At 68.4% G+C, this 24,267-nt stretch carries 24 protein-coding genes; 15 read left to right on the plus strand and 9 right to left on the minus strand.

Features of this window, described 5'->3' with window-relative positions; translation table 11 throughout:
- The first annotated feature begins 223 nt into the window (after window positions 1–223).
- On the plus strand, window positions 224–1,072 hold the full coding sequence (gene modD, locus DEH84_RS05190) for a ModD protein (protein WP_109035389.1): 849 nt from the start codon (window positions 224–226) through the stop codon (window positions 1,070–1,072).
- A 31-nt stretch (window positions 1,073–1,103) separates the two neighbouring features.
- Here modD and DEH84_RS05195 read toward each other — a convergent pair whose 3' ends face one another.
- The 4 genes from DEH84_RS05195 to DEH84_RS05210 all read right to left on the minus strand — a co-directional run bounded on the left by DEH84_RS05195 (window position 1,104) and on the right by DEH84_RS05210 (window position 5,984).
- Window positions 1,104–1,784 carry a PEP-CTERM sorting domain-containing protein gene (locus DEH84_RS05195; protein WP_245932690.1) on the minus strand — a complete coding sequence of 227 codons (681 nt, stop codon included), beginning with the start codon at window positions 1,782–1,784 and terminating at the stop codon, window positions 1,104–1,106.
- A 23-nt stretch (window positions 1,785–1,807) separates the two neighbouring features.
- Window positions 1,808–3,994, minus strand: coding sequence for a phosphocholine-specific phospholipase C (locus DEH84_RS05200; protein ID WP_109035391.1), 2,187 nt, complete (start codon window positions 3,992–3,994; stop codon window positions 1,808–1,810).
- A gap of 142 nt (window positions 3,995–4,136) precedes the next feature.
- Window positions 4,137–4,691, minus strand: coding sequence for a PEP-CTERM sorting domain-containing protein (locus DEH84_RS05205; RefSeq protein WP_109035393.1), 555 nt, complete (start codon window positions 4,689–4,691; stop codon window positions 4,137–4,139).
- A 54-nt stretch (window positions 4,692–4,745) separates the two neighbouring features.
- On the minus strand, window positions 4,746–5,984 hold the full coding sequence (locus tag DEH84_RS05210) for a M20 aminoacylase family protein (RefSeq protein WP_109035395.1): 1,239 nt from the start codon (window positions 5,982–5,984) through the stop codon (window positions 4,746–4,748).
- 163 nt (window positions 5,985–6,147) lie between these two features.
- Here DEH84_RS05210 and DEH84_RS19075 point away from each other — a divergent pair, with 163 nt between their 5' ends.
- Entirely contained in the window at window positions 6,148–6,456 is a 309-nt protein-coding gene (locus DEH84_RS19075; protein WP_159098871.1) for a polyhydroxyalkanoic acid system family protein, read from the plus strand.
- 3 nt (window positions 6,457–6,459) lie between these two features.
- On the opposite strand, the gene DEH84_RS05220 is transcribed toward DEH84_RS19075, so the two are convergent.
- Window positions 6,460–6,726, minus strand: a complete 267-nt coding sequence (locus DEH84_RS05220) for an acyl-CoA-binding protein (protein ID WP_109035399.1) — start codon at window positions 6,724–6,726, stop codon at window positions 6,460–6,462.
- A gap of 155 nt (window positions 6,727–6,881) precedes the next feature.
- Between DEH84_RS05220 and DEH84_RS05225 the strand changes: the two genes are divergently transcribed.
- From DEH84_RS05225 to DEH84_RS05280, 12 genes are all read left to right on the plus strand, one after another.
- Complete coding sequence (locus tag DEH84_RS05225) at window positions 6,882–7,814, plus strand: ABC transporter ATP-binding protein (RefSeq protein ID WP_109035401.1); 933 nt, start codon at window positions 6,882–6,884, stop codon at window positions 7,812–7,814.
- A complete protein-coding gene (locus DEH84_RS05230) occupies window positions 7,811–8,584 on the plus strand; it encodes an ABC transporter permease (RefSeq protein ID WP_179950618.1) in 774 nt (257 codons plus the stop codon). The genes DEH84_RS05225 and DEH84_RS05230 overlap by 4 nt, the downstream gene beginning before the upstream one ends.
- A 36-nt stretch (window positions 8,585–8,620) precedes the next feature.
- Window positions 8,621–8,869 (plus strand): BolA family protein, encoded by a 249-nt coding sequence (locus tag DEH84_RS05235; RefSeq protein WP_109035403.1) that lies wholly within the window; start codon window positions 8,621–8,623, stop codon window positions 8,867–8,869.
- 137 nt (window positions 8,870–9,006) lie between these two features.
- Window positions 9,007–10,305 (plus strand): UDP-N-acetylglucosamine 1-carboxyvinyltransferase, encoded by a 1,299-nt coding sequence (gene murA / locus DEH84_RS05240; protein ID WP_109035405.1) that lies wholly within the window; start codon window positions 9,007–9,009, stop codon window positions 10,303–10,305.
- 5 nt (window positions 10,306–10,310) lie between these two features.
- Complete coding sequence (gene hisG, locus DEH84_RS05245; RefSeq protein WP_109035407.1) at window positions 10,311–10,961, plus strand: ATP phosphoribosyltransferase; 651 nt, start codon at window positions 10,311–10,313, stop codon at window positions 10,959–10,961.
- A 98-nt stretch (window positions 10,962–11,059) separates the two neighbouring features.
- On the plus strand, window positions 11,060–12,382 hold the full coding sequence (gene hisD / locus DEH84_RS05250; protein ID WP_109038233.1) for a histidinol dehydrogenase: 1,323 nt from the start codon (window positions 11,060–11,062) through the stop codon (window positions 12,380–12,382).
- Window positions 12,382–13,527, plus strand: coding sequence for a histidinol-phosphate transaminase (gene hisC, locus DEH84_RS05255; RefSeq protein ID WP_109035409.1), 1,146 nt, complete (start codon window positions 12,382–12,384; stop codon window positions 13,525–13,527). The genes hisD and hisC overlap by 1 nt, the downstream gene beginning before the upstream one ends.
- A complete protein-coding gene (hisB, locus tag DEH84_RS05260) occupies window positions 13,524–14,144 on the plus strand; it encodes an imidazoleglycerol-phosphate dehydratase HisB (RefSeq protein ID WP_109035411.1) in 621 nt (206 codons plus the stop codon). The genes hisC and hisB overlap by 4 nt, the downstream gene beginning before the upstream one ends.
- A 30-nt stretch (window positions 14,145–14,174) precedes the next feature.
- Window positions 14,175–14,861, plus strand: a complete 687-nt coding sequence (gene hisH, locus DEH84_RS05265) for an imidazole glycerol phosphate synthase subunit HisH (protein WP_109035413.1) — start codon at window positions 14,175–14,177, stop codon at window positions 14,859–14,861.
- A gap of 78 nt (window positions 14,862–14,939) precedes the next feature.
- Window positions 14,940–15,686 (plus strand): 1-(5-phosphoribosyl)-5-[(5-phosphoribosylamino)methylideneamino]imidazole-4-carboxamide isomerase, encoded by a 747-nt coding sequence (hisA, locus tag DEH84_RS05270; protein WP_109035415.1) that lies wholly within the window; start codon window positions 14,940–14,942, stop codon window positions 15,684–15,686.
- Window positions 15,686–16,465 carry an imidazole glycerol phosphate synthase subunit HisF gene (gene hisF, locus DEH84_RS05275; protein WP_109035417.1) on the plus strand — a complete coding sequence of 260 codons (780 nt, stop codon included), beginning with the start codon at window positions 15,686–15,688 and terminating at the stop codon, window positions 16,463–16,465. The genes hisA and hisF overlap by 1 nt, the downstream gene beginning before the upstream one ends.
- Window positions 16,466–16,678: 213 nt before the next feature.
- Window positions 16,679–17,263 (plus strand): CBS domain-containing protein, encoded by a 585-nt coding sequence (locus tag DEH84_RS05280; RefSeq protein ID WP_109035419.1) that lies wholly within the window; start codon window positions 16,679–16,681, stop codon window positions 17,261–17,263.
- 27 nt (window positions 17,264–17,290) lie between these two features.
- Here DEH84_RS05280 and DEH84_RS05285 read toward each other — a convergent pair whose 3' ends face one another.
- Genes DEH84_RS05285 through DEH84_RS05295 form a run of 3 tightly spaced genes read right to left on the minus strand, consistent with a single transcriptional unit; the run spans window position 17,291 to window position 22,210 of the window.
- A complete protein-coding gene (locus DEH84_RS05285; protein WP_109035421.1) occupies window positions 17,291–19,738 on the minus strand; it encodes a CHASE2 domain-containing protein in 2,448 nt (815 codons plus the stop codon).
- 27 nt (window positions 19,739–19,765) lie between these two features.
- Complete coding sequence (locus tag DEH84_RS05290) at window positions 19,766–21,430, minus strand: FecR family protein (RefSeq protein ID WP_109035423.1); 1,665 nt, start codon at window positions 21,428–21,430, stop codon at window positions 19,766–19,768.
- 30 nt (window positions 21,431–21,460) lie between these two features.
- Window positions 21,461–22,210, minus strand: coding sequence for a Nif3-like dinuclear metal center hexameric protein (locus DEH84_RS05295; RefSeq protein WP_425428991.1), 750 nt, complete (start codon window positions 22,208–22,210; stop codon window positions 21,461–21,463).
- 29 nt (window positions 22,211–22,239) lie between these two features.
- Between DEH84_RS05295 and DEH84_RS05300 the strand changes: the two genes are divergently transcribed.
- On the plus strand, window positions 22,240–23,406 hold the full coding sequence (locus DEH84_RS05300) for a S1C family serine protease (RefSeq protein ID WP_109035426.1): 1,167 nt from the start codon (window positions 22,240–22,242) through the stop codon (window positions 23,404–23,406).
- A 48-nt stretch (window positions 23,407–23,454) separates the two neighbouring features.
- Here the strand turns inward: DEH84_RS05300 and tatC are convergent, their stop codons facing one another.
- A complete protein-coding gene (gene tatC, locus DEH84_RS05305) occupies window positions 23,455–24,264 on the minus strand; it encodes a twin-arginine translocase subunit TatC (protein WP_109035428.1) in 810 nt (269 codons plus the stop codon).
- Between the last annotated feature and the right edge of the window lie 3 nt (window positions 24,265–24,267).

Raw genomic sequence — 24,267 nt, forward strand, 5'->3', positions numbered from 1 at the left:
GGTCCGGGAGGGCCGTCCGGCGGAAGGGAGCCTGGAGAGATGGCCATAGCCTAAGGTAACAATCAGTAACATCACGTTGGCATGCCGGTCGTTCCGTGCAGATTTCTCGCGGACGCGGCCCGATGGGCACGGCGGGCATCCAGGACGCGGATTGGCCCAGCGCAAGAAAGGGTGTCTGCCTCGGTGCGACCATGCAGGCGACGCTTCGCCATCAGGAGGGACCATGCCCGCCGTGCTCCACGACGCTGCGCTGCAGGCGCTGCTGCTTGAAGACGCCCCCTATGGGGACCTCACCACCGACAGCCTTGGTCTGCAGGGGCTGACGGGCCGGGTGGTGTTCGCGGCGCGCCAGCCGATGACGGTGTGTGGCAGCGAGGAGGCCGTCCGGCTGTTCCAGTTGTGCGGGGCCGAAGCGCATGTGCTGACCCCGACGGGGCGCCACGTCTTGGCGGGCACCGAGTTGCTCGCGGCCCACGGGCCGGCGCCCGCCGTGCTGCTCGCGTGGAAGGTGGCGCAGGCACTGGTGGCCTGCAGCAGCGGTGTGGCCAGTGAAGTGGGCCGCATCGTGACCGTGTTGCGGGCGGCGGGTTGCGGTCAGGCGCTGGCCTGCGCGGGCCCCGCCTTTCCGGGGACACGGGCGTGGATGGCCAAGGCGGTGCAGGCCGGCGGCGGCATCATGCACCGGCTGGGGCTGTCGGAGTCGCTGTTGCTGTGTCCCGAGCACCGGCTGTTCACCGACGAGCACAGCCTGGACGACACCGTGGGCCGCCTGCGCAAGCTGCAGCCGCAAAAGCGGCTCGTGGCCGAGTGCGGTGCGATGGAGGAGGCGCTGGCGCTGGCCGCCTCGGGCGCCGATGTGTTGCAGCTCGAGCGCTTCACCCCCGAGGCCGTGCGCGCCTGCAGGCTCGCCTTGCACACCAGCCGCCTGCACCCCATGCTGGTCGTGTCCGGGGGCGTGGACGGCGACAGCGCCGTGGCCTATGCGGAGGCCGGCGCCGATGTGCTGGTGTCATCGGCGCCATGCCACGCACCTCCTTGTGATGTGGAAGTGCGCTTCTCGCGTGACGTGTGAGTCCGGTGCAGTGTGCGCCGGCCTGCTGAGGTCAGGCGGCCTGACGACGCGCGCGGCGCATCACGCTGGCCACACCCATCACGCCCAGCCCGGCGAGGGCCAGCAGGTGTTCCGACGGCTCGGGCACCGGGGCGGCCTGCAGCACGAAGGACAGGTTGTCGGCATAGCCGTCGTTGTCGCCGCCGGACAGGCGTTCCATCGACAGCGAGAACATCACCGACATCGTGCCGACGGGCAGCAGCCCATTGTCTTCGCGGTAGAACAGGCCCGATTGGTTGTTCCGGTCGGCCGGCATCATGGGGCCGAGTGCGGCGTGGCCGATCTCGGTCGAGGTGCTGTCCAGGAAGGAGACGTACAGCAGCGCGTTGTCGTTCTGCGCCAGCCAGCCGCCCAGCCAGCCGCTCAGCGAGTAGTGCAGGGGCTGGCCCGACAGCGAGCCCAGTTCGACCAGCTGATAGCCCGCGCTCTGTGCGCCGACGCCGGCGAACATCCTGCTGCCGCGGTCTGCGGGCCCCGGCTGCGTCGGCAGGACCCAGTTGCTGCCATAGGACACCGACTGGAACAGGTCGTGGCCGTCGAACAGCTCCCAGCCGGCCGTACCGGACTCGGCATCGCCGTTGACGATGAGGTTGCTGCCCAGCGTGGCCGCGGCCTGTGCGCTGAAGGTGGTGGCCAACAGGCTGGCCAGGAAGAGGTGCTTGAAGTGCTTCATGGTGGTTCGTGATGGGGTGAACGTCAGACCGTGTACTGATCGAGGATGGCGATGCCGCCCATGGCCGGGTCGCTGATCGAGGGTGCGCCCGTTTCCAGGTGGCCGGCAAAGCGGCGGCTCCAGCCCGCCAGCTGCGGCACGCGCACGCTGAGGTCGTACCAGCAGTGGTCGGGCAGCGGGCGGCGCAGGGTGTGGGTGCCACGTGCGGGCACGGTCAGCTCCTGGGCGGGACCGTCTTCGTAGCGCAGCGTGCGCAGGCTGAACGTGGCCGGCACCGTGCCGTCGTTGCGCAGGGTCACGACCAGTTCGGCGTTGGTGCGGTCGCTGGACACCGTCACCGAAGGCACCGGCACGGCCGCGCTGGTGCCCGGCACCACACCGGTGACGTGGCGGTGCCAGCCGTTCGGACCGAGGATCCACAGGTCGTACGGGTTGCCCGGGGTCACCACCCAACGGTCTTCCAGATGACGGCCCGGCTCGACCGTGTAGCGGCGGGGCACTTCGGTCAGCGCGCGGCGGTTGTAGACGTGGAAGACGGCACCGGCTTCGCCATGGTTCTCGAAGCGCAGCGTCACCCCCTGGTTGTTGACCGTGGCATGGGCCTGCAGGTCGTAGGGCAGCGCGCGGGCCGGGCGCACGCCGCGGTCCTGCTCGGGCGCGATCAGCGTGGTCGGCGTGGCCGGTGTCTTGGTGCTCGGCAGGGCAAGGGCGCGCAGTCGGCGGGCCTCGGTGGCAGGCAGGGCTTCGATGAAGGCGCTGTCTTCCGGGTTGGCGAAGTCAAAGCAGCTGGTCAGATCGCCGCTCACCGTGCGTCGCCATGCCGAGATCATCGGCTCGGCCACGCCGAACCGGGCTTCGATGAAGCGGATCACCGAGCTGTGATCGGCCACCTGCGAGTTCACCCAGCCGCCCTTGCTCCACGGTGAGACGACGTACATCGGCACGCGCGGGCCGAAGCCGTAAGGCCGATGGTGGTATTGCGGATCGGAGCCGTTGAGGTGATGGTGGTACTCGCCGGTGGTGTCCACGGTGGATGCGCCCGCCAGGCGCGCCTGGGCCGGCTCGGGGTGGTAGCTGAGGAAAGAAGGCGGTGCCGGCGGCGGCATGTGATCGAAGAAGCCGTCGTTCTCGTCGAAGTTGACGATCAGCACTGTCTTGCTCCAGACCTCCGGATTGGCCGTCAGGGCGTCCAGCACCCGCGCGGTGTAGTCTGCGCCCTGTGCCGGGCTGGAGGGGCCCGGGTGCTCCGAGCCTTCGGCGGTGGCCACGATCCAGCTCACCTGCGGCAGGCGATTGGCCAGCACGTCGGCCTTCAGCATGTCGAGGTCACGCGTGCTGACACCGCGCTCACGCAGGGCCTGTGAGTAACCGGGCCGCATGTACCAGGCGTCGCGGAAGGCGCGGAAGCCCGCCAGCGAGTTGTCGGTGAAGTTGTCCGCCATGTTCTGGTAGACCTGCCAGCTCACCCCAGCGTCCTGAAGACGCTCGACATAGGTCATCCAGGTGTAATCGGTCGAGCGGTCAGGGTTGAACCAGTCGTGGCTGTTGTCGGTCGACGGGCCGCCATCGCGGGCCAGCGGGTCGTTGTGCGCGGTCCAGAGGAAGAGGCGGTTGGTGTTGGTGCCGGTCTGCGTCGCGCAGTGATAGTGGTCGCACAGCGTGAAGGCGCGCGCCAGGGCGAACTGGAAGGGCAGGTCGCTTTCCTTGAAGTAGCCCAGCGAGTGGTTCTGCTTGGCCTTGGGCCAGTTGTTCATGCGGCCGTGGTCCCAGGCGGCCTGCGCGTCCGTCCACGAGTGCGGCGTGCCGGACACGCGCATCACCGAGAAGTCCTGCTCGGTGTTGAGGTGGAAGGGGGCGATCGCGGCGCGGTTGCTGCCCCAGTTCGGGCGGCCGGGCACGGGGGCGCCGCCGCCAATGGGTTGCACGAAGACCGATTTGCGCGCAAAGGTGCCCACGCGGTCGACGACCGGCACCGGGAACGGGTCACCGAAGCCGCGCACGCCGGCCAGTGTGCCGAAGTAGTGGTCGAACGAGCGGTTTTCCTGCGTGAGGATCACGATGTGCTCGACATCGTGGATCGTGCCCGTGCGCTGGTTGGCCGGGATGGCCAGGGCGCGCTGGATGGCAGGCGGAAAGCTGGCAAGGGCGGCACTGGCGCCGACGGCCGAGCCAATGTTGCGCAGAAAACTGCGGCGGTCTTGCTGATTCATGAAAGTCGGTCCCTGGAGGGGCTGGAGGAAGGGAACCCGCCTTCGAGGCGGGGCTTCCTGCCACTCTAGAAACCGACCTTGAAACGCCGATGGATGGCGTCTGGGCCGATCGACCTGGGGGAAGATCGGTCAGTGAGGCACGTCAGGCAGCGGCCGCCAGACGACGGCGCTGGCGCCAGCACACCGCGCCCAGGCCCGCGACGGCGAGGGCGACGCTGCCCGGCTCCGGCACCGGGGTGGTCAACGTGATGTTGCCCGCCCAGTGAACGTAGTTCTCGACCGGGATGTTCAGTTCCTCATACAGGCCCGTGAGCGTCAGACCCGTGAGGGTGCCGGTCAACCGGGCGGCCGTCCCATCGAACAGCGCAGGGTAGGCGATGTCGATCTGAACGGCGCTCCCCGGGGCGTCCGGCCCGATCGCCGTGATGACGCCCGTGTAATCCTCGCCGATGGCGTCCGGCACATCCACGTTCACCGTGCCGTAGGCACCCCCGACCAGTCCGGTCACCACCAGGGTGACGGCCGCACTGAACGGATCACCTTCCACCTTGGTCTCACCGTCGTACCAGTCGGTGATGTTCCAGGTTCCGGTCCAGGTGCCTTGAAGGTCGGCGGCCGTGACGGCATGGGCGTTGAAAGCGGCGGCCACGCCCAGCGCGGCTAGGCTGGTGCGAGCCAGCTTGGAGACAAGCGTCATGTGAATCCCCTGTGATGTTGATGCGCCCCCCGAATCAGGGGCGACTTCACCGTATCAGGGTGAGGTGAGCTTGCCAACCCCCAGATTGAGCCAGCGACGGGCCAGCGCCACCCAGAACGTCGCGCCCACCGGGATCAGGGCGTCGTTGAAGTCGTAGCTCGGGTTGTGCAGCATGCAGGGCCCCAGCCCGTGCCCGCCTTCGCGGTGTGCCCCGTCGCCATTGCCGATGACGAAGTACGCCCCGGGCTTGTGCTGCAGGAAGAAGCTGAAGTCCTCGGCACCCATCGTCGGCTCGAAGGCCTGCACGCGTTCCGGCCCGACCACCTCGGTCATCACCTGCCGCGCAAATGCGGTCTCATGGGGATGGTTGATGGTGGGCGGGTAGTTGCGGTGGAAGTCAAAGTCCGCCTGGGTGCCGAAGGCAGCGCACAGCTGCGTCGTGATCTCGCGCATGCGCTGCTCGATCAGATCGAGTGCCTCGTGCGTGAAGGTGCGCACCGTGCCCCGCATCGTCACCGCCTCGGGGATCACGTTGGTCGCCTCGCCCGCTTCGATCATCGTCACCGAGATCACGCCCGTCTCCACGGGCTTCAGGTTGCGCGTGAGGATGGTCTGGAAGGCCTGCACCAGCTGGCACGCCACCGGTACCGGGTCGATTCCCAGGTGCGGCATGGCGCCATGGCAGCCCTTGCCCTCGATGCGGATCGTGAAGTCGTTGCTCGAGGCGAAGCAGGGCCCGTCCTTGATGGCGAAGGTGCCAGCCGGCAGACCCGGCCAGTTGTGCATGCCGAAGATGGCGTCCATCGGGAAGCGCTCGAACAGCCCATCGCGGATCATCTCGCGCGCGCCACCGCCGCCTTCTTCGGCCGGCTGGAACACCAGGTACACCGTGCCATCGAAGTCGCGGTTCGACGCCAGATGGCGGGCGGCCGCCAGCAGCATGGCCGTGTGCCCGTCGTGGCCGCAGGCGTGCATGCGGCCCGGGTGGCGGCTCGCGTGCGCAAAGGTGTTGTGCTCCGTCATGGGCAGCGCGTCCATGTCGGCGCGCAGGCCGATCGCACGCGGGCCGGGCCGGCCCTGAATCACACCCACCACACCAGTCTTGCCCAGGCCGCGGTGCACCTCGACACCCCAGCCCGTCAGCGTGTCGGCCACCAGGTCGCTGGTCCGCACTTCTTCAAAGCACAGTTCCGGGTGCGCGTGCAGATCCCGGCGCAAGGCCTGGATGTCGGCCGTGTGGCGGGCCACATCGGGCAGCAGTCGGTCGGCAAGGTCGGGCAGGGTGGTGGACATGGTCTGGACGGCAGGCGACGCGATGCGGGAATCTTACCTGCCGGGCCCGCGCTGCTGCGCTCACCTCGTCGGCAGGAGGGCCCGTGGCGGGTCCGGATCTCCGTATAGTGTGTCCGCCGGGGCGATGTCTGCCCCGGTCATCCCACCGAAGGAGACCCTCACGATGAGCGAAGTGCGTTACGAACGCGACCACACCCTGGGCCTGGAAAAGGCGCGCGAACTGGCCAAGGAATGGGCCAACGGTGCGGCACGGCAGATGGGGCTGGAGTGCCAGCACGCCGAAGGCGCCGAGCAGGACGTGCTGACTTTTGAGCGCATGGGGGTGACGGGCACGATGACCGTCACCGGCACGCGTTTCGAGCTCGTGGTGAAGCTCGGCCTGATGATGGCGGCCTTCAAGCCCATGATCGAGGCCGAGGTCGCGAAGAACCTCGGCCGCATCATCGACAAGGCGTCGGGCGCCCAGGCCTGACGATCAGCCCTGGCGGGCCTTGAGCGAGGCGATCAGGTCGATGTAGGCCTGCTGCGCCTCGGCCTGGCCCTTGCCCTTCAGGGCCGCCCATGCGTCGTACTTGGCGCGACCCACGAAGTCCATCATGCCGGGGCGGTCGCCCTGCACATCGCCCGTGCTGCCCTGCTTGAACAGCGAGTAGATCTGCAGCAGGGTGTTGTTGTCGGGCTTGCTGGTCAGTTGCTTGGATTCGACGACGGCCTGTTCGAAACGGGCTTGCAGGTCAGACATGGCGGGACTCCTCAGGTCAGCGTGAAATGGAAACCGCGCGATGTTAAAGCGCTGTACCCGCAAGTACCACCGGTTTGTCCCGCGCAGCCGGCTTGCTCCCCTCAAAACAGTGGTCCAGCGCAGGACAAGGGGCAGCGCCTAGAATCGGCCCCCTCATGAGCGCCGTTTCCTTTCAGCACATCAGCAAGTCCTTCGTGTCGGCCGGTCGCACCGTCCACGCGCTGCAGGACGTCAGCTTCGACATCGGCGAAGGCGAGTTCTTCGGCCTGCTCGGCCCCAACGGCGCCGGCAAGACGACGCTGATCAGCATCCTGGCCGGGCTGGCCCGTGCCAGCAAGGGCACCGTGCGGGTGCAGGGCCACGATGTCGTGAGCGACTACGCCGCCGCCCGCCGTGTCCTGGGTGTCGTGCCGCAGGAGCTGGTCTTCGACCCCTTTTTCTCCGTGCGCGAGACGCTGCGCCTGCAAAGCGCCTACTTCGGCCTGCGCCGCAACGACGACTGGATCGACGAACTGCTCGCCCACCTGGGCCTGAGCGACAAGGCCGATGCCAACATGCGCCAGCTGTCGGGGGGCATGAAGCGCCGGGTGCTGGTGGCGCAGGCGCTGGTGCACCGCCCGCCGGTCATCGTGCTCGACGAGCCCACGGCCGGTGTCGACGTCGAACTGCGCCAGACGCTGTGGCAGTTCATCGCCCGCCTCAACAAGCAGGGGCACGCCGTGCTGCTCACCACCCACTATCTGGAAGAAGCCGAGGCCCTGTGCCAGCGCATCGGCATGCTCAAGCAGGGCCAGCTGGTGGCACTTGACCGCACCTCGGCCCTGCTGGCCCGCACTGCCTCCACCATGTTGCGCTTCAAGACCGACGGCGCCTTGCCTCCGGCCCTGGCCGACCGCGCCCGCATCACGGGCCGCATCGTGCAGATCCCGGCGCGTGACGCTGCCGAGGTGGAGTCCGTGCTGGCCACGCTGCGTCAGGCCGGCTGCCCGGTCGAAGACCTCGAAATGGGCCGCGCCGACCTGGAGGACGTGTTCCTCGCCATCATGCACGGCCGCGGTGCCGAGGCCTCGCAGGAGGTGCACGCATGAGCTGGCTCGACTCCATCCAGGGCGCGCGCCCGCTTTTCATCAAGGAAGTGATGCGCTTCTGGAAGGTGAGCTTCCAGACCGTGGGCGCACCGGTCCTCACGGCCGTGCTTTACCTGCTCATCTTCGGCCACGTGCTGGAGGACCACGTCGAGGTGTTCGAGGGCGTGAGCTACACCCGCTTCCTCGTCCCCGGGCTGGTGATGATGAGCGTGCTGCAGAACGCGTTCGCCAACAGCTCGTCCTCGCTCATTCAGAGCAAGATCACCGGCAACCTGGTGTTCGTGCTGCTCACGCCGCTGTCGCACCGGGCGTGGTTCGTGGCCTACGTGGGTGCTTCGCTGGTGCGCGGGCTGGCCGTCGGCGCCGGCGTGTTTCTGGCCACGGTGTGGTTTGCGCCGCCCGGGCTGGCCGAGCCGGTGTGGACCCTGGTGTTCGCCGTTCTGGGCGGCACGCTGCTGGGCGCTCTGGGCCTGATCGCTGGTCTCTGGGCCGACAAGTTCGACCAGATGGCCGCCTTCCAGAACTTCATCATCATGCCGATGACCTTCCTGTCCGGCGTGTTCTATTCGGTGCACTCGCTGCCGCCGTTCTGGCAGGGCATTTCGCACCTCAACCCCTTCTTCTACCTGATCGACGGCTTCCGCCGCGGCTTTTTCGGCGTCAGCGACGTCAGCCCCTGGCTCAGTCTGGCGGTGGTCGGCAGTGCCGCATGTGGCGTCTCCCTCGTGGCGCTGCGCCTGCTGCGCACCGGCTACAAGATCCGCAGCTGAGCCATTTCTTCATCCCAGATTCTGAAAGCGTCCGACATGGCCAATCCCACGCCCACCGAAGTCCGTGACTACATTGCCCAGGGCCTGCCCTGCGAACACCTTGAGGTGGACGGCGACGGACAGCACTTTTTCGCGACCATCGTCTCGGCCGAGTTCGAAGGCAAGTCCCGCATCGCACGCCACCAGCGGGTCTACCAGGCCCTGGGCGATAGAATGCGGGCTCAGATTCACGCGCTGTCGATGAAGACGCTGACCCCGGCCGAGTGGGCAACCCCGGCCAAGTGAGCCGCCTTGTGCGGCCCCGGGCAGCGGGCTGACCCCGACGGACGCGGATCCGACCACCGGCCTCGGCCCTTCATCGACCTCCTTTCTGCAAGGCGCGACCTCCGCACGGGCGGCGGCTTCGCGCCCTTTGTGTTTTCATGGACAAACTCCTGATCCGCGGCGGCCGCCGCCTGCAAGGCGACGTCATCATCTCCGGGGCCAAGAACGCCGCCCTGCCGGACCTGTGCGCCGTGCTGCTCAGCGCCGAGCCCGTGACGCTCGCCAACGTGCCGCAGCTGCAGGACGTCAACACCACGCTCAAGCTGCTGGCCAACATGGGCGTCACGGCCGAGCGCCAGCCCGACGACGCCAGCGTCATCACGCTGGACGCGGGCCAGGCCGACAACCCCGAGGCGCCGTACGAGCTGGTCAAGACCATGCGTGCCTCCATCCTGGTACTGGGCCCGCTGCTGGCCCGCTTTGGCCGCGCCCGCGTGTCGCTGCCGGGTGGCTGCGCCATCGGCTCGCGCCCGGTCGACCAGCACATCAAGGGTCTGCAGGCCATGGGCGCGCAGATCACGGTCGAGCACGGCTACATCGAGGCGCGTACGCCGGCCGGCGCAGACGGCCAGCCCGGTCGCCTCAAGGGCGCGCGCATCACCACCGACATGGTCACCGTCACGGGCACCGAAAACCTGATGATGGCCGCGACGCTGGCCGAGGGCGAAACCGTCCTCGAGAACGCCGCGCTGGAGCCCGAGATCGTCGACCTGGCCAGCCTGCTGATCGCCATGGGCGCCAAGATCGAAGGGCAGGGCACGCACCGCATCCGCATCCAGGGCGTCGAGCGGCTGCACGGGCTGCCGCTGGCGCAGGCCCACCAGATCATCCCCGACCGCATTGAAACGGGCACCTTCCTGTGCGCCGTGGGCGCGGCCGGCGGCGACGTGACCCTGCGTCGCACCAACGGCGATCTGCTCGAGACCGTGATCGACAAGCTGCGCGAAGCCGGCGTCACCATCGAGGTGGGGGCCGACTTCATCCGCGTGCAGGGCACCGGCCGCCCGAAAGCCGTGGGCTTCCGCACCAAGGAGCACCCTGGCTTCCCGACCGACATGCAGGCGCAGTTCATGGCGCTCAACTGCGTCGCCGACGGCACGGCCGCCATCCACGAAACCATCTTCGAAAACCGCTTCATGCACGTCAACGAGCTGATCCGCCTGGGCGCGAAGATCGAGGTCGACGGGCACAGCGCGGTCGTCACCGGCGTGCCCAAGCTGTCGGGTGCCACCGTGATGGCCACCGACCTGCGCGCCTCGGCCAGCCTCGTGATCGCCGGTCTGGTGGCCGAGGGCGAGACCCTGGTCGACCGCATCTACCACCTCGACCGGGGCTATGACCGCATGGAAGCCAAACTGCGCGCCATCGGTGCCGACATCGAACGCGTGAAGGGCTGAAACACATGATCACCCTCGCATTGTCCAAGGGCCGCATCTTCGAAGAGACCCTGCCGCTGCTGGCCGCCGCCGGCATCCAGGTGACCGAAGACCCGGAAAAGTCCCGCAAGCTCATCCTGCCCACCACCCGTGACGACGTGCGCGTGGTGCTGGTGCGTGCCACCGACGTGCCCACCTACGTGGCCCACGGCGGCGCCGACCTGGGCGTGGCCGGCAAGGACGTGCTGATCGAGCACGCCGCCGGCGAAGCCGACACCGGCCTGTACCAGCCGCTGGACCTGAACATCGCCAAGTGCCGCATGAGCGTGGCCGTGCGCGCCGACTTCGACTACGAAGCCGCCGTGCGCCAGGGCTCGCGCATCCGCGTCGCCACCAAGTACACGACCATCGCGCGCGAGCACTTTGCCAACAAGGGCGTGCACGTCGACCTCATCAAGCTGTACGGCTCGATGGAGCTGGCGCCGCTGACCGGGCTGGCCGACGCCATCGTCGACCTGGTCTCCACCGGCAGCACGCTCAAGGCCAACAAGCTGGTCGAGGTCGAGCAGATCATGAACATCAGCTCGCGGCTGGTGGTCAACCAGGCCTCGCTCAAGCTCAAGCGCGAGCCGCTGCGCGCCATGATCCAGGCCTTCGAATCGGCCATTCCGCGCTGATGTGGGGCAGGGGCATTCGGTTCCCGCTAACGCGTTGATCGAGACAAGCCATCGCCAGCCCCAACCCCAGCCGGTTGTTTTCTGAGATCCTCGAGACCATGACAGTCCAGATCCGCCACCTCGCCACCACCCAGTCCGACTTTGAAGCCACCTTCAAGCAGGTGCTGCACTGGTCGGCCGAGACCGACACGGCCATCGAAGATCGCGTGGCCGCCATCCTGGCCGACGTGCGCCTGCGCGGCGACGAGGCGGTGCTCGAGTACACCGCCCGCTTCGACGGGCTGAGCGTGCCCGGCATGGCGGCGCTCGAACTGGGCCAGTCCGAACTGAAAGCCGCCTTCGACAGCCTGCCCGCCGAGCAGCGCACCGCGCTCGAATCGGCCGCGCGGCGCGTGCGCAGCTACCACGAGCGCCAGAAGCAGGCCTGCGGCCTGAGCTGGGCCTACCGCGACGAAGACGGCACGCTGCTGGGCCAGAAGGTCACGCCGCTGGACCGCGTCGGCATCTACGTGCCCGGCGGCAAGGCCGCCTACCCGTCGTCCGTGCTGATGAATGCGATCCCGGCCCACGTGGCGGGCGTCGAAGAGATCATCATGGTCGTGCCCACGCCGCGCGGCGAGAAGAACCCGCTGGTGCTGGCCGCCGCCTACGTGGCGGGTGTCAGCCGTGCCTTCACCATCGGGGGCGCCCAGGCCGTGGCCGCGCTGGCCTACGGCACGCGCACCGTGCCCAAGGTCGACAAGATCACCGGCCCGGGCAACGCCTACGTGGCCAGTGCCAAGCGCCGCGTGTTCGGCGAGGTCGGCATCGACATGATTGCCGGCCCCAGCGAGATCCTCGTGCTGGCCGACGGCACCACGCCGCCCGACTGGGTGGCCATGGACCTGTTCAGCCAGGCCGAGCACGACGAGCTGGCGCAAAGCATCCTGCTGTGCCCCGATGCGGCCTACATCACCCGGGTGCAGGAGGCCATCGACCGCCTGCTGCCCACCATGCCGCGCGCCGAGATCATCCGCGCCTCGCTGGAAGGGCGTGGCGCGCTGATCCACACCCGCAGCATGGACGAGGCCTGCGCCATCAGCAACCGCATTGCGCCCGAGCACCTGGAAGTGAGCAGCAGCGAGCCCAACAAATGGGAGCCGCTGCTCAAGCATGCCGGCGCCATCTTCCTGGGCGCCTACACCAGCGAATCGCTGGGCGACTACTGTGCCGGCCCCAACCACGTGCTGCCCACCTCGGGCACGGCCCGCTTCTCCTCGCCGCTGGGTGTCTACGACTTCCAGAAGCGCTCCAGCCTGATCGAGGTGAGCGAAGCCGGCGCCCAGGCCCTGGGCAAGACGGCGGCGGTGCTGGCGTATGGCGAAGGCCTGCAGGCCCACGCCCGCGCCGCCGAACTGCGCCTGAAGGACGGCGGTCAGTGATGGCCCTCGCTTCGCAGACTCCGGTGCAGGCCGACGCCCTCCAGGCCGTTTTTCGCGACGACGTGCGCGCCATGCACGCCTACCACGTGCAGGATGCGGCCGGCTACATCAAGCTCGACGCGATGGAAAACCCGTTCGCCCTGCCGCCCGCGCTGCAGGACGAGTTGGGCCGTCGCCTGAGCCCGCTGGCCCTGAACCGCTACCCCGGCCCGCGCATCAACGACCTGCATGCCGCGCTGCGCGCCCACGCCGGCATCCCGGCCGACATGGGGCTGGTGCTGGGCAATGGCTCGGATGAACTGATCAGCCTGCTGTGCACCGCCTGTGCCCGCCCCGGCGCCACGGTGCTGGCGCCCGTGCCCGGCTTCGTGATGTATGCCGTGTCGGCCCAGATTGCGGGCATGCAGTTCGTGGGCGTGCCGCTCACCGCCGAGTTCGAGCTCGATGCCGACGCCATGGTGGCGGCCATTGCACAGCACCGCCCGGCGCTGACCTTCATCGCCTACCCCAACAACCCCACGGCCAACCTGTGGGACGATGCTGCGATCGACCGCGTGGTGCAGGCCGTGGCCGACAACGCCGCCGCGGGCCACCCGGGCCTGGTCATCATCGACGAGGCCTACCAGCCCTTTGCCTGCCGCAGCTGGCTGCCCCGCGTCGCGGCGCACCCGCATGTGCTGCTGATGCGCACACTCAGCAAGTTCGGCCTGGCCGGCATCCGCCTGGGCTACATGACGGGCCGCGCCGACCTGATCGAGCAGGTCGACAAGGTGCGCCCGCCGTACAACATCAGCGTGCTCAACACCGAGGCCGCCTTGTTCGCGCTCGAGCACGCCGACGAGTTCGCGCGCCAGGCCGAGGTCATCAAGGCCGAGCGCCAGCGCCTCATGGCCGCGCTGGCCACGATGCCGGCTGCCCGCGCCTTCCCGAGCGAGGCCAACATGATCCTGGTGCGCGTCCCTGACGCGGCCGCGGTCTTTCAGGCCCTCAAAGCGCGTGGCATCCTGATCAAGAATGTCGCAGGCCCGCATGGATTGCTGGCAAACTGTGTCCGGTTGACCGTGGGCCTGCCCGCGGAAAACGACGCGCTCATTGCCGCCCTGCGCGCGGTGCTGAGCGAACCCCTGAACGCCCCTCAAGCATGAACGCTCCCGACCAGGTGCCTGCCTGCACCGACCGCGTGGCCGAAGTCACCCGGAACACCGCTGAAACCCAGATCACCGTGCGCGTCAACCTCGACGGCACGGGGGCGGCCAAGCTGCACACCGGCATCGGCTTCTTCGACCACATGCTCGACCAGATCGCCCGCCACGGCCTGGTCGACCTCGACATCCATGCGGTGGGCGACCTGCACATCGACGGCCACCACACCGTCGAGGACGTCGGCATCACGCTGGGTCAGGCGTTCGCGAAGGCCGTGGGCGACAAGAAGGGCATCCGCCGCTACGGCCACGCCTACGTGCCGCTCGACGAAGCCCTGTCGCGCGTGGTCATCGACTTCTCGGGCCGTCCGGGTCTGCACATGCACATCCCGTTCACCGCGGGCAGCATCGGCGGCTTCGACACCCAGCTCACGTTCGAGTTCTTCCAGGGCTTCGTGAACCACGCCGGCGTCACCCTGCACATCGACAACCTCAAGGGCACGAACGCGCACCACCAGTGCGAGACCGTGTTCAAGGCTTTTGCCCGGGCCCTGCGCGGCGCGCTCGAGCGCGACCCCCGCATGGCGGGCATCATTCCCTCCACCAAGGGCTCGCTCTGAGCCTCGCTGCCCCGATCGCCCTCTGACGCCATGAGCCAGACCCCGACCGTTGCCGTCATCGATTACGGCATGGGCAACCTCCGTTCCGTATCCCAGGCCGTCGAGCACGCGGCCAAGGACCTGGACCTGAACGTCGTCGTCACCAACGATCCGGCTGTCGTGAAAGCGGCCCAGCGCGTGGTGCTGCCCGGGCAGGGGGCCATGCGCGACTGCATGCGCGAACTGCGCGAAGCCCATGGCGGCGACCTGTTCGGCGCCGTGCTGGATGCCGCGGCCACCAAGCCGCTGATGGGCGTGTGCGTCGGCATGCAGATGCTGCTCGACCACTCGGAAGAGCAGGACACCCCCGGCCTGGGTCTCATCCCGGGCAAGGTGATCCGCTTCCGCCTGGAAGGGCAGACCCAGCCCGATGGCAGCCGCTACAAGGTGCCCCAGATGGGCTGGAACCGCGTCTACCAGTCGCGTCACGCGGGCGTCTGGGGCGGCGAGCCGCATCCCGTGTGGGCCGGTGTGCCCGACGGCAGCTATTTCTATTTCGTCCACAGCTACCATGCGGTTGTCGACAATCCCCAACACAGCGCCGGTGAAACCGACTACGGTGTGCGCTTTACCTGCGCGGTGGCCCGGGATAACATTTTTGCCACGCAGTTCCACCCGGAAAAGAGCGCCGAACACGGCCTGGCCCTGTACCGCAATTTCCTTCTCTGGAAGCCGTGACGTCGCTCCCTGCCGAGTGGCAGGGATCTTCGGCCACAATGTGCTCCGTTTTCTTCCCTCCACTCTGGCACGACTGCCATGCTGCTGATCCCTGCGATTGACCTCAAAGACGGCAAGTGTGTTCGCCTCAAGCAAGGCGACATGAACGACTCCACCACCTTCGGGGAGGACCCGGCCGCCATGGCCCGGCGCTGGCTTGATGCCGGCGCGCGTCGTCTGCACCTGGTGGACCTGAACGGGGCGTTCGCCGGCAAGCCGGTGAACGAGGCCGCGATCAAGGCCATCATCAAGGAGGTCGGTGACGAGATCCCCGTGCAACTGGGCGGCGGCATCCGTGACCTCGACACCATCGAGCGCTACCTGGATGACGGTCTGAGCTACGTCATCATCGGCACCGCGGCCGTCAAGAACCCCGGCTTCCTGAAGGACGCCTGCTCGGCGTTCGGCGGGCACATCATCGTCGGTCTGGACGCCAAGGACGGCAAGGTCGCGACCGATGGCTGGAGCAAGCTCTCCGGCCACGAGGTGGTGGACCTGGCCAAGAAGTTCGAGGATTACGGCGTCGAAGGCGTGATCTACACCGACATCGGCCGTGACGGCATGCTCTCCGGCATCAACATCGAAGCCACCGTCAAGCTGGCCCAGGCGCTTACCGTGCCCGTGATTGCGTCGGGCGGCCTGTCCAACCTGGCTGACATCGAACAGCTCTGCGCCGTCGAAGGCGAGGGCGTCGAAGGTGTGATCTGCGGCCGTGCCATCTACAGCGGTGACCTCGATTTCGCCGTGGCCCAGAAGCGCGCCGACGACCTCAACGGCGGCCTCTGATGCTGGCCAAGCGGATCATTCCCTGCCTGGATGTCACGGGCGGGCGCGTCGTCAAGGGCGTCAACTTCGTCGAACTGCGTGACGCGGGCGATCCGGTCGAGATCGCGGCGCGCTACAACGAGCAGGGCGCCGACGAACTGACCTTCCTCGACATCACCGCCACCAGCGATGGTCGCGACCTGATCCTGCACATCATCGAGGCCGTCGCCTCGCAGGTCTTCATCCCGCTGACAGTGGGCGGCGGCGTGCGCACGGTCGAAGACGTGCGGCGCCTGCTGAACGCCGGCGCGGACAAGGTCAGCTTCAACTCGGCGGCGATTGCCAACCCGCAGGTCATCCGCGATGCGTCCGACAAGTACGGCTCGCAGTGCATCGTGGTGGCCATCGACGCCAAGAAGCGCCAGGGTGACGACCTGGCCGCGCGCGGCGAAGGCTGGGACGTCTACAGCCACGGTGGGCGCAAGAACGTCGGGCTCGATGCCGTGGCCTGGGCGAAGCAGATGGCCGAGCACGGCGCCGGCGAGATCCTGCTGACCAGCATGGACCGCGATGGCACCAAGTCCGGCTTCGACCTGGCCCTGACCCGCGCCGTCAGCGACGCCGTGGGCGTGCCGGTGATCGCATCGGGCGGCGTGGGCAACCTCGACCACCTGGCCGACGGTGTGCAGCAGGGCGGCGCCGATGCGGTGCTGGCCGCCAGCATCTTCCACTACGGCGAGTACACCGTCGGTGAAGCCAAGGCCGTGATGGCCCGACGCGGCATCCCCGTGCGACTCTGATGGCCCACAGGCCTCGCCGCTCTGGTGAGGCCTGATGCTCAGCAGGCGTGCAGTCCGTCACGCTGTCCGTTTCTCTCATGGTTTGCCTGATGGCGGCGCGCGCACGGTGGGCGTACGGTCGACTCAGGCATCACCGGTGTGCTGTGCCACAGGCCCTGTCAGGCTGGCAGGTCAGGCCGCCAGAACACCGGACCAGCGTGGAAGGAGCGTGACATGCCAGCTCGTCATGGTTTCAAGCCGCTTGAGCTCTCGGGCCTTTCCCAGGCCCCGACCCTGCCGCGTGTCGTGCGCGCGGCGCGCCCGGAAGACCCGGCGCTCAGCCTGATCACCGACCTGCACCACGGCCCCTGTGTGGTCGCCAGCCACCTCGACGGTCTTCCGCAGACCCTGCATCTGATGATGCGCGCGGGGGTGCGGATGGTGTTCGTGTCCGGCGCCGACGGCAAGCTGGTGGGCATGGCCACAGCCGAGGACATCCAGGGTGAGCGTCCCGTGCTGAGGGCGTCCAGCCACCACGTGCCACACCGTGAACTGACCCTGGCCGACGTCATGACGCCGGTGCACCTCTGGGAAACGGTGGACCTGCACCGCGTGCGTCATGCCAGCCTGGGCGACGTGGCCGCCACCCTGCAGGAGCATGGTCTGCGCTACCTGATCGTCACGCAGCGCAAGGGCACCGAGGTGACCTTGCGGGGCCTGTTCTCGGCAAGCCGGCTGGAGATGGCCATGCGCACCGCCATCGAACCGGATCGGCACTCACGCAGCTTTGCCGAACTGGAGCAGGCCTTGGCGCACTGAGGCGGCCAGACGCTGCCTCGCCGCGGCTCAGCCCGCGGTGTGGGGCGCGGCCGAAGCGACAGGCAGCCACAGCGCGAAGCGCGCGCCCGAGCCCGGCTGGTTGTCGACCACCACGCGTCCGCCATGGCGGCGGGCCACCGTGTCGATGAACACGAGGCCCAGCCCGATCCCGGGTGGCAGGCGCGACGGGCGCCCTTGTTCGACCCGTTCATAGCGACGGAACAGGCGGCCCAGTTCGGAGGTGGGGATGCCGGGGCCCTGGTCCTGGACGGCAATCACATGGTGGCCTTCCTGGGTGGCGATGCTCACCGTGACGGTGCTGTGCGCCGGGCTGAACTTGACGGCATTGCCCAGCAGGTTCACCAGGGCGCGGTGCACCAGGTAGCCGTCCACCACCGCCGGCTGGCGGCGTTCTCCGTCCCAGGTGCGCTGCAGCGTGACGTCCTTCAGTTGCGCGCGCAGACTCACCTCGTCGATGCACTCGTCGGCCAGCGAGTGCAGGTCGGTGCGCTGCAGGGTGACGGGGCGGTTCTCGGCACGCATCACCTGCAGCAGTTCCTCGCACAGGTCCAGCGTGCCGCGTGCCAGGCTTTCGATGTGCTGCAGCGCCTCATCGGGGCTCGGCCCATGGCCCATCTGCTGGAGCTCGACCAGGGCCAGCAGCGAGGCCTGAGGGGAGCGGATGTCGTGCGCGATGAAGCCCATCAGCTCCTGGCGTTGCATCTCGGCGTGGCGCAACTCGGTCACATCGGTGGCGCACACGATCACCCCGCCAGGGCGTCTGGTTTCGTCCGGCCAGACGTCCTCGTCGTCTGATCCTGCAGGGGGGCGCATCGGCACGAGGTGGACCAGGTACTGGCGACCCTGAAGGTCACTGGCCTCGGTGGTCACGGAAGCAAGCTGGGCCCGCTCGTCGTCTGCGATGCCGCCGCCCGGCTGGGACGCCACGCGCTGGAACAGGAGGTCCCATGAGGGGGCTTCGACCGGCGTCAGCTCGGCCAGCACCGCCGTCAGCGGTCGACCGAGGATCGCGGTCGATTCATCGTGCCCTCCCATCACCGCGGCCTGGCGGTTGGCCTGCGTGACGCGTCCGTCGGCGTCGGCCACCAGCACGGCATCGGGCAAGGCTGTCAACGTGTCGGCCAGCAGTTGCCGCGCTTCACGCAGCTGGGCGCCGGCATGGCGCAGTGCTGCGGTGCGCTGGTCCAGCAGATCACCCGCCCTCGGTGCGGGTTGCTGTCCCTTTGCCGCCAGCGGGTCCTGCGCAATGAGGTCCAGCTCGTCCTGCAGGGCGTGCGCCGTGGCCTCCAGACGCCGCCAGCTCCAGACGGGGTACGCCAGCATGGCCACGAGCACGGTGCTGAAGGGCGCCCACCAGATGTCGAAGGCCATGAGCAGCCACGACCCCGTCAGCGCGCCGGCCGACAGCGCAACGGCGTGGGCCAGCGCCTTGCGAGGGGTGACGGTCTGAAATGACCAGCCAAGCAGCAGCACCAGCGTGGCGGCGATCGCGGCCTGAACGGGGCGGGGGACGGTGAACAGGGCGCCCCCGTGGCGCAGGTTGGCCAGCAGTTGGCCTGTCACCTCGACGCCGGGCATGCCCGTGCTCTGGCTGGTCACGGGGGTCAGAAAGGTGTCGGCCAGGCCGCGTGCGGTGACGCCGATCAGCACATCTCGCCCGGTGAAGGTGCGGGCAGGCACCTCGCCGCGCAGCAGTGCCGCCATGGACACGTGCCGGATCCGACCCGGCGGGCCGAGAAAGCGGATGGCCATGCGGTCCGTGTGCAGCCACGCCGCCTCGGGCGCAGAAGCCGTCGGCGCGGGGAGCAGGGTCTGCGGCATGCCGGTGCGCTGAAGGCGGGAGGCGCCCTGATCGCCAGCGCTGCCCACCTGCATCAGCGCCAGGGCAGGGTGCAGGTAGCTGACGCGGCGGGTGCCGGCATGCAGCCACGCGTGTCGCAGCACGCCGTCGACATCCAGCGTGACGTCGGCGTGCGCCAGCAGCGCATGGGCCCGGAAGGCGGGCAGGGGGAGCAGTTCGTGCCCCTGGCCCAGGCTGTTCACGGCATGGCCGACAGGCAGGACCACCCGGGCACTGCGGGCCAGGGCCTCGCTCATCAACTGGTCCTGCGCGGGGTCGCTGTCAGGCTCGGTCATCAGCAGGTTGTAGAGCACCGACCGCGGGCGGGCCTCGGTGATCAGGGTCAGCGCCTGCGCATGGATGGCCCGGCGCCACGGCCAGCGGCCGATTGCTTCGAGGCTGGCGTCGTCGATGGCGACGATGACGATGTCGTCCGGCGCGCCGCGCGTCCAGGTGAGCTGTGCGGCGTCGTGCACCGTCTGGTCCAGTCGCCAGGTCCAGTGACCCCAACTGGCCCAGCCTGCGAGGACGGCCAGCACCACGCTGAGCCAACGCCATTCACGCTGCCACGTGGGGTCGGCGGTTCGTGCTGCCCGATCGATGGCGGGCGTCATGCTGGGCGGCAAGGCAGTTCAGGCCGGTCAGGGCGGCGACACGGCGAAACGACCGCTGGCGCCAAGGCACTCGCCCGTTCCGCTGCGCACACAGGCGGGCAGGACCAGCTGCTGGGGGGCCGTCCACGGTCCGATGAAGCCGTCCGGGTCGATGGCGCGATAGCGCACGTGAAGCAGCCCACCTTCCTGGGGTTTGGGCAGCACGATGCGGGCATCGCCACTGCGCTGCGTGGCTGCCAGCGACTGGAAGTCCGTGTCGCGCCCGAGTTGCAACTCGAACACCTGTCCCGGTTCGCCCTGCATTTGAAAGGCCAGGGTGTCGTCGGTGACCTGGGGGGGCGGCAAGGCGGCGGGCTGGGGCCGCACCGAGAACCGTTGCGGATCACTCCAGGGCCCGCGATCGGAGCCCGCCGCCGTGGTCGCGACGCGCCAGTGATAGTCACCCGGCGGCAGGGGCACATCCAGCGAGGTCTCGGTCAGGTCATCGCGGTCGAGCAGCGGCGACTGGAAGTCGGCTGCGTTGGCCACCTGCACGCGATAGCGCCAGGCTTTCGGGTGGGCGGCCCATGCCAGCGGCACCGAGGCCGTCCGCCACTTCGAACCAGGCGCCGGCGTGGCCGCGATCGGCGCCTCGGGGCGAGCCTTCAACCTGAAGCGATGGATGGCGTCAGGGCTTTCCAGGCCTTGCGCGTCGATGGCGCGCGCGCGCAGCACGTAGTCGCCGTCAGGCAGATCGGCGAAACGCAGTTGAGGGGTGCTGCTCGTCACCTCGCCCCGGACGATCTGGAACTGCTCGTCTTCGGCCACCTGCCCCCGGTAGGCCACCGCCTGGGGCACCGAGGGCAACTGGAAGCGCACAAGGATGCGTTCCTGAAGCGCGGGCAGGCCTGCCATGTCCGGCGCCAGCGGCAGAGGGCGCGCTGCGGCCGGCGCCATGCCCGCCTGCGTCACGGTGCCGAACCCGGCGCGCACCAGGGTTTCGCCCCGACCACCCTGTACGGCAACGGCCCCGGTGAGGGTCTCGCCACGTGTCTGGCCGCGGGTCGCATCGGCGTCCACGCGGAACTCCGTGCCGCGCACGCCCAGCACGGCCTGCGGTGTCCTGACCTGGAAGCGCGGTTCGCCCCCTGTCATGTGGGTCACCAGCGCCTCGACACGGCCGCGAACGACCTCCCACACCGAGGCGAAGAAACCAGCCTGCTGGTACTGACGCGAGGTGTCGAGCCGCGCCTCGGTGTCGGCCTGGATGCGCAACACCGAGCCGTCGGCCAGCTTCACCGTGACATAACCATTGCTCGCTGTGCGCACCACGCTGCCCGGTGGCAAGGCATCGCCCGGGCGGATGCTGCGCGGTGCGCCGTCCGGAGCCTGCAGGCTCGCGTCGCCCACAGCCGCCAGGACGGTGCCGTCGCGCGGCACGTGCTTCAGCAAGCTGACGGGGAAACGCAGGCGTGTGCCGACCGGAATGCGGCGCGGGGCCTCGATCCGGTTGAGCTCGGCCACCCGGCGCCAATCCTGCGGTCTGGCCAGCAGGCGCTCGCCGAGCGCGATGAGCGTGTCGCCTTCGCGCGTCTCATAGATCAGCGTGTCGGCAGTCGGGGCGGGTGAAGCGGCGTGGCCGCACGGGGCCAGCGCCAGAAGCATCGCCGCCAGCGTCAGGACCCGGCCGGGGAGGGGGTGGAAATACGCCATCTGGCGAGCTTAGCCGATGCCCGAAGGCGCTCAGGCCGGATTGGGCACGTCGATGAACACATGGGTGAGGTCGAAACGTTCACTCAGGTGGGTGCCGAGCGCCTGCACGCCGTATCGCTCGCTGGCGTGGTGGCCGCACGAGAGAAAGGCCACCCCGGTCTCTCGCGCGTAGTGCGCCTGCGGCTCAGACACCTCGCCCGTCAGGAACACATCGGCGCCGGCGCCAATGGCATGCTCGAAGTAACCTTGCGCGCCCCCGCTGCACCATGCCACCCGGCGCAGCGGGCGCCCGTCGCCAGGCAGCACGACCGGCTCCCGGTCCAGCGCAGTCCTGACCCGGTTGGCCAGTCCGTCCAGCGTCAGACCTTCGGGCGCCGCGCCCAGGAAGCCCAGATCCTGATCGCCGAACCGGGCGTCGGACGCCAGGCCCAGCTTTTGCCCCCACTGGGCGTTGTTGCCCAGCTCGGGGTGGGCGTCCAGCGGCAGGTGGTAGGCGATGAGGTTGATGTCGTGCGCGAGCAGCTGGCCCAGGCGCTGCCGCATCCAGCCTGTCACGCGGCCGTCCTGGCCCCGCCAGAACAGCCCGTGGTGCACGAGGAGGGCGTCGGCACCTTCTGCAACGGCCGCTTCGATCAGCGCGAGGCTGGCCGTCACACCAGTGACCAGTTTGCGGATGGACGATCGCCCCTCGACTTGCAGCCCGTTCGGCCCATAATCCTTGAAACGGCCTGCGTCCAGCAGCATCTGGGTGTAGCTGACCATCGAGTCTCTGTCGATCACGGCAGTCCCTTTCTGGACGGTGATGTTGAATGCGTAGAACCTGGCTGATTTTCTCCCAGACCGTGACGGTCGCCGTGGCAGTGCTGTTCGTGCTGTCCACGTTCAAGCCCCAGTGGATCCAGTCTCTGACCTGGCGCCAGGGCCTGCCTTCGCCCACGGTGCTGTCGGCACCCACGGCCCGGTCGACCGGTAAGGCACCGCCGGGTGGCTTTGCCGATGCGGCACGTCGCGCGGCGCCCACCGTGGTGAGCGTCATCACCAGCAACTCGGGCGCGCGCCACCCGCACAGCCGGGATCCGTGGTTCCGTTACTTCTTCGGCGATCAGGAAAGCCAGCCGCAGTCGGGCGTGGGCTCGGGCGTCATCGTGTCGCCGGAAGGCTACGTGCTCACGAACAACCACGTGATCGACCGCATGGAAGACATCGAGGTCATGCTGGTCGATGGGCGCAAGGCCCGCGCCAAGGTCATCGGTACCGATCCGGATACCGACCTGGCCGTGCTCAAGGTCAATCTCGACCGACTGCCGTTCATCGCCTTCGGCAACTCGGATGAGCTGCAGGTGGGCGATGCGGTGTTGGCCATCGGCAACCCCTTTGGCGTCGGGCAGACCGTCACCTCGGGCATCGTCAGTGCACTCGGCCGCAACCAGCTGGGCATCAACACCTTCGAGAACTTCATCCAGACGGATGCTGCCATCAACCCGGGTAACTCGGGCGGAGCGCTGGTCGACGGGGGGGGCAACCTGATCGGCATCAACACCGCCATCTACTCGCGCTCGGGAGGCAATATGGGCATCGGGTTCGCGATCCCGGTCTCCACGGCCCGCCAGGTGCTCGACAGCCTGATTCAGGAAGGTCAGGTCACACGTGGCTGGATCGGCGTCGAACCGCGCGACCTGACGCCCGAGATCGCCGAGACCTTCAACCTGCCGGTGCGTGACGGTGTGCTGATCACCGGGGTGCTGCAGAACGGCCCCGCCGCGCAGGGCGGCCTGCGTCCCGGCGACGTCGTGCTGAAGGTGGGCAAGACCGGAGTGGCCAACACCGCCCAGCTGCTCAATGCCGTGGCGGCGCTCAAGCCGGGTCAGGCCGCACCGGTGGAGGTGTTGCGTGAAGGGCAGGTGGCCAAGCTCACCGTGGTGCCCGCGCGCAGACCGAAGCAGCCGCTGCGCCCGCAGGAAGACGACGAAGATTGAACAAAGGGCCCCTCGGGGCCCTTTTTCATCACCACGCCGAAAGGGGCGTCACGCGGAAGGGGGTTCTGACGAAGAGGCGCCGGCGGCGTCGGCGTCGGGTGCCTGCGTGTGCTTGACGAACAGGATCGCGCCCCAGATGCCGAGTTCATACAGCAGGCACATCGGGATGGCGAGCGCCAGCTGCGACACCACATCGGGCGGCGTCACCACCGCGGCAATCACGAAGGCGATGACGATGAAGTAGCTGCGGAAAGCGCGCAGCTTCTCGATCGTGACCATGCCCATGCGGGCGAGGATGATCAGCACCACCGGCACCTCGAACGCTGCGCCGAATGCCAGGAACATGTTGAGCACGAAGCTCAGGTAGGCCTCGATGTCCGGCGCCGCGGTGATGCTCTTGGGGGCAAAACTCTGGATGAACTTGAAGACCTGCCCGAACACGAAGAAGTAGCAGAACGCCACGCCGATGAAGAACAGCACCGTGCTGGTGATGATCAACGGGTACACCAGGCGCTTCTCGTGTGTGTAGAGACCGGGCGCCACAAAAGCCCAGATCTGGAACAGCACGACCGGCAGGGCCAGCATCAGGGCTGCCAGCATCGTCACCTTGATCGGCACCATGAAGGGCGAGATCGGGTTGGTGGCGATCAGCGTGGCGCCCTTGGGCAGGTGCGACACGAGCGGCGCCGCCAGCAGATCGTACAGACCCGAGGGCGAGGGGTAGATGGCCAGCACGGCAAAGGCAATGCCCACCGCGATCACGCACCGGATGAGCCGGTCGCGCAGTTCGATCAGGTGGGAGACAAACGGCTGCTCGGCGCCCGTGGGCTCTTCCGGGCGTTGGGAGGGGTCACTCACGGT

Source organism: Aquabacterium olei (assembly GCF_003100395.1).
GTDB lineage: Bacteria > Pseudomonadota > Gammaproteobacteria > Burkholderiales > Burkholderiaceae_C > Aquabacterium > Aquabacterium olei.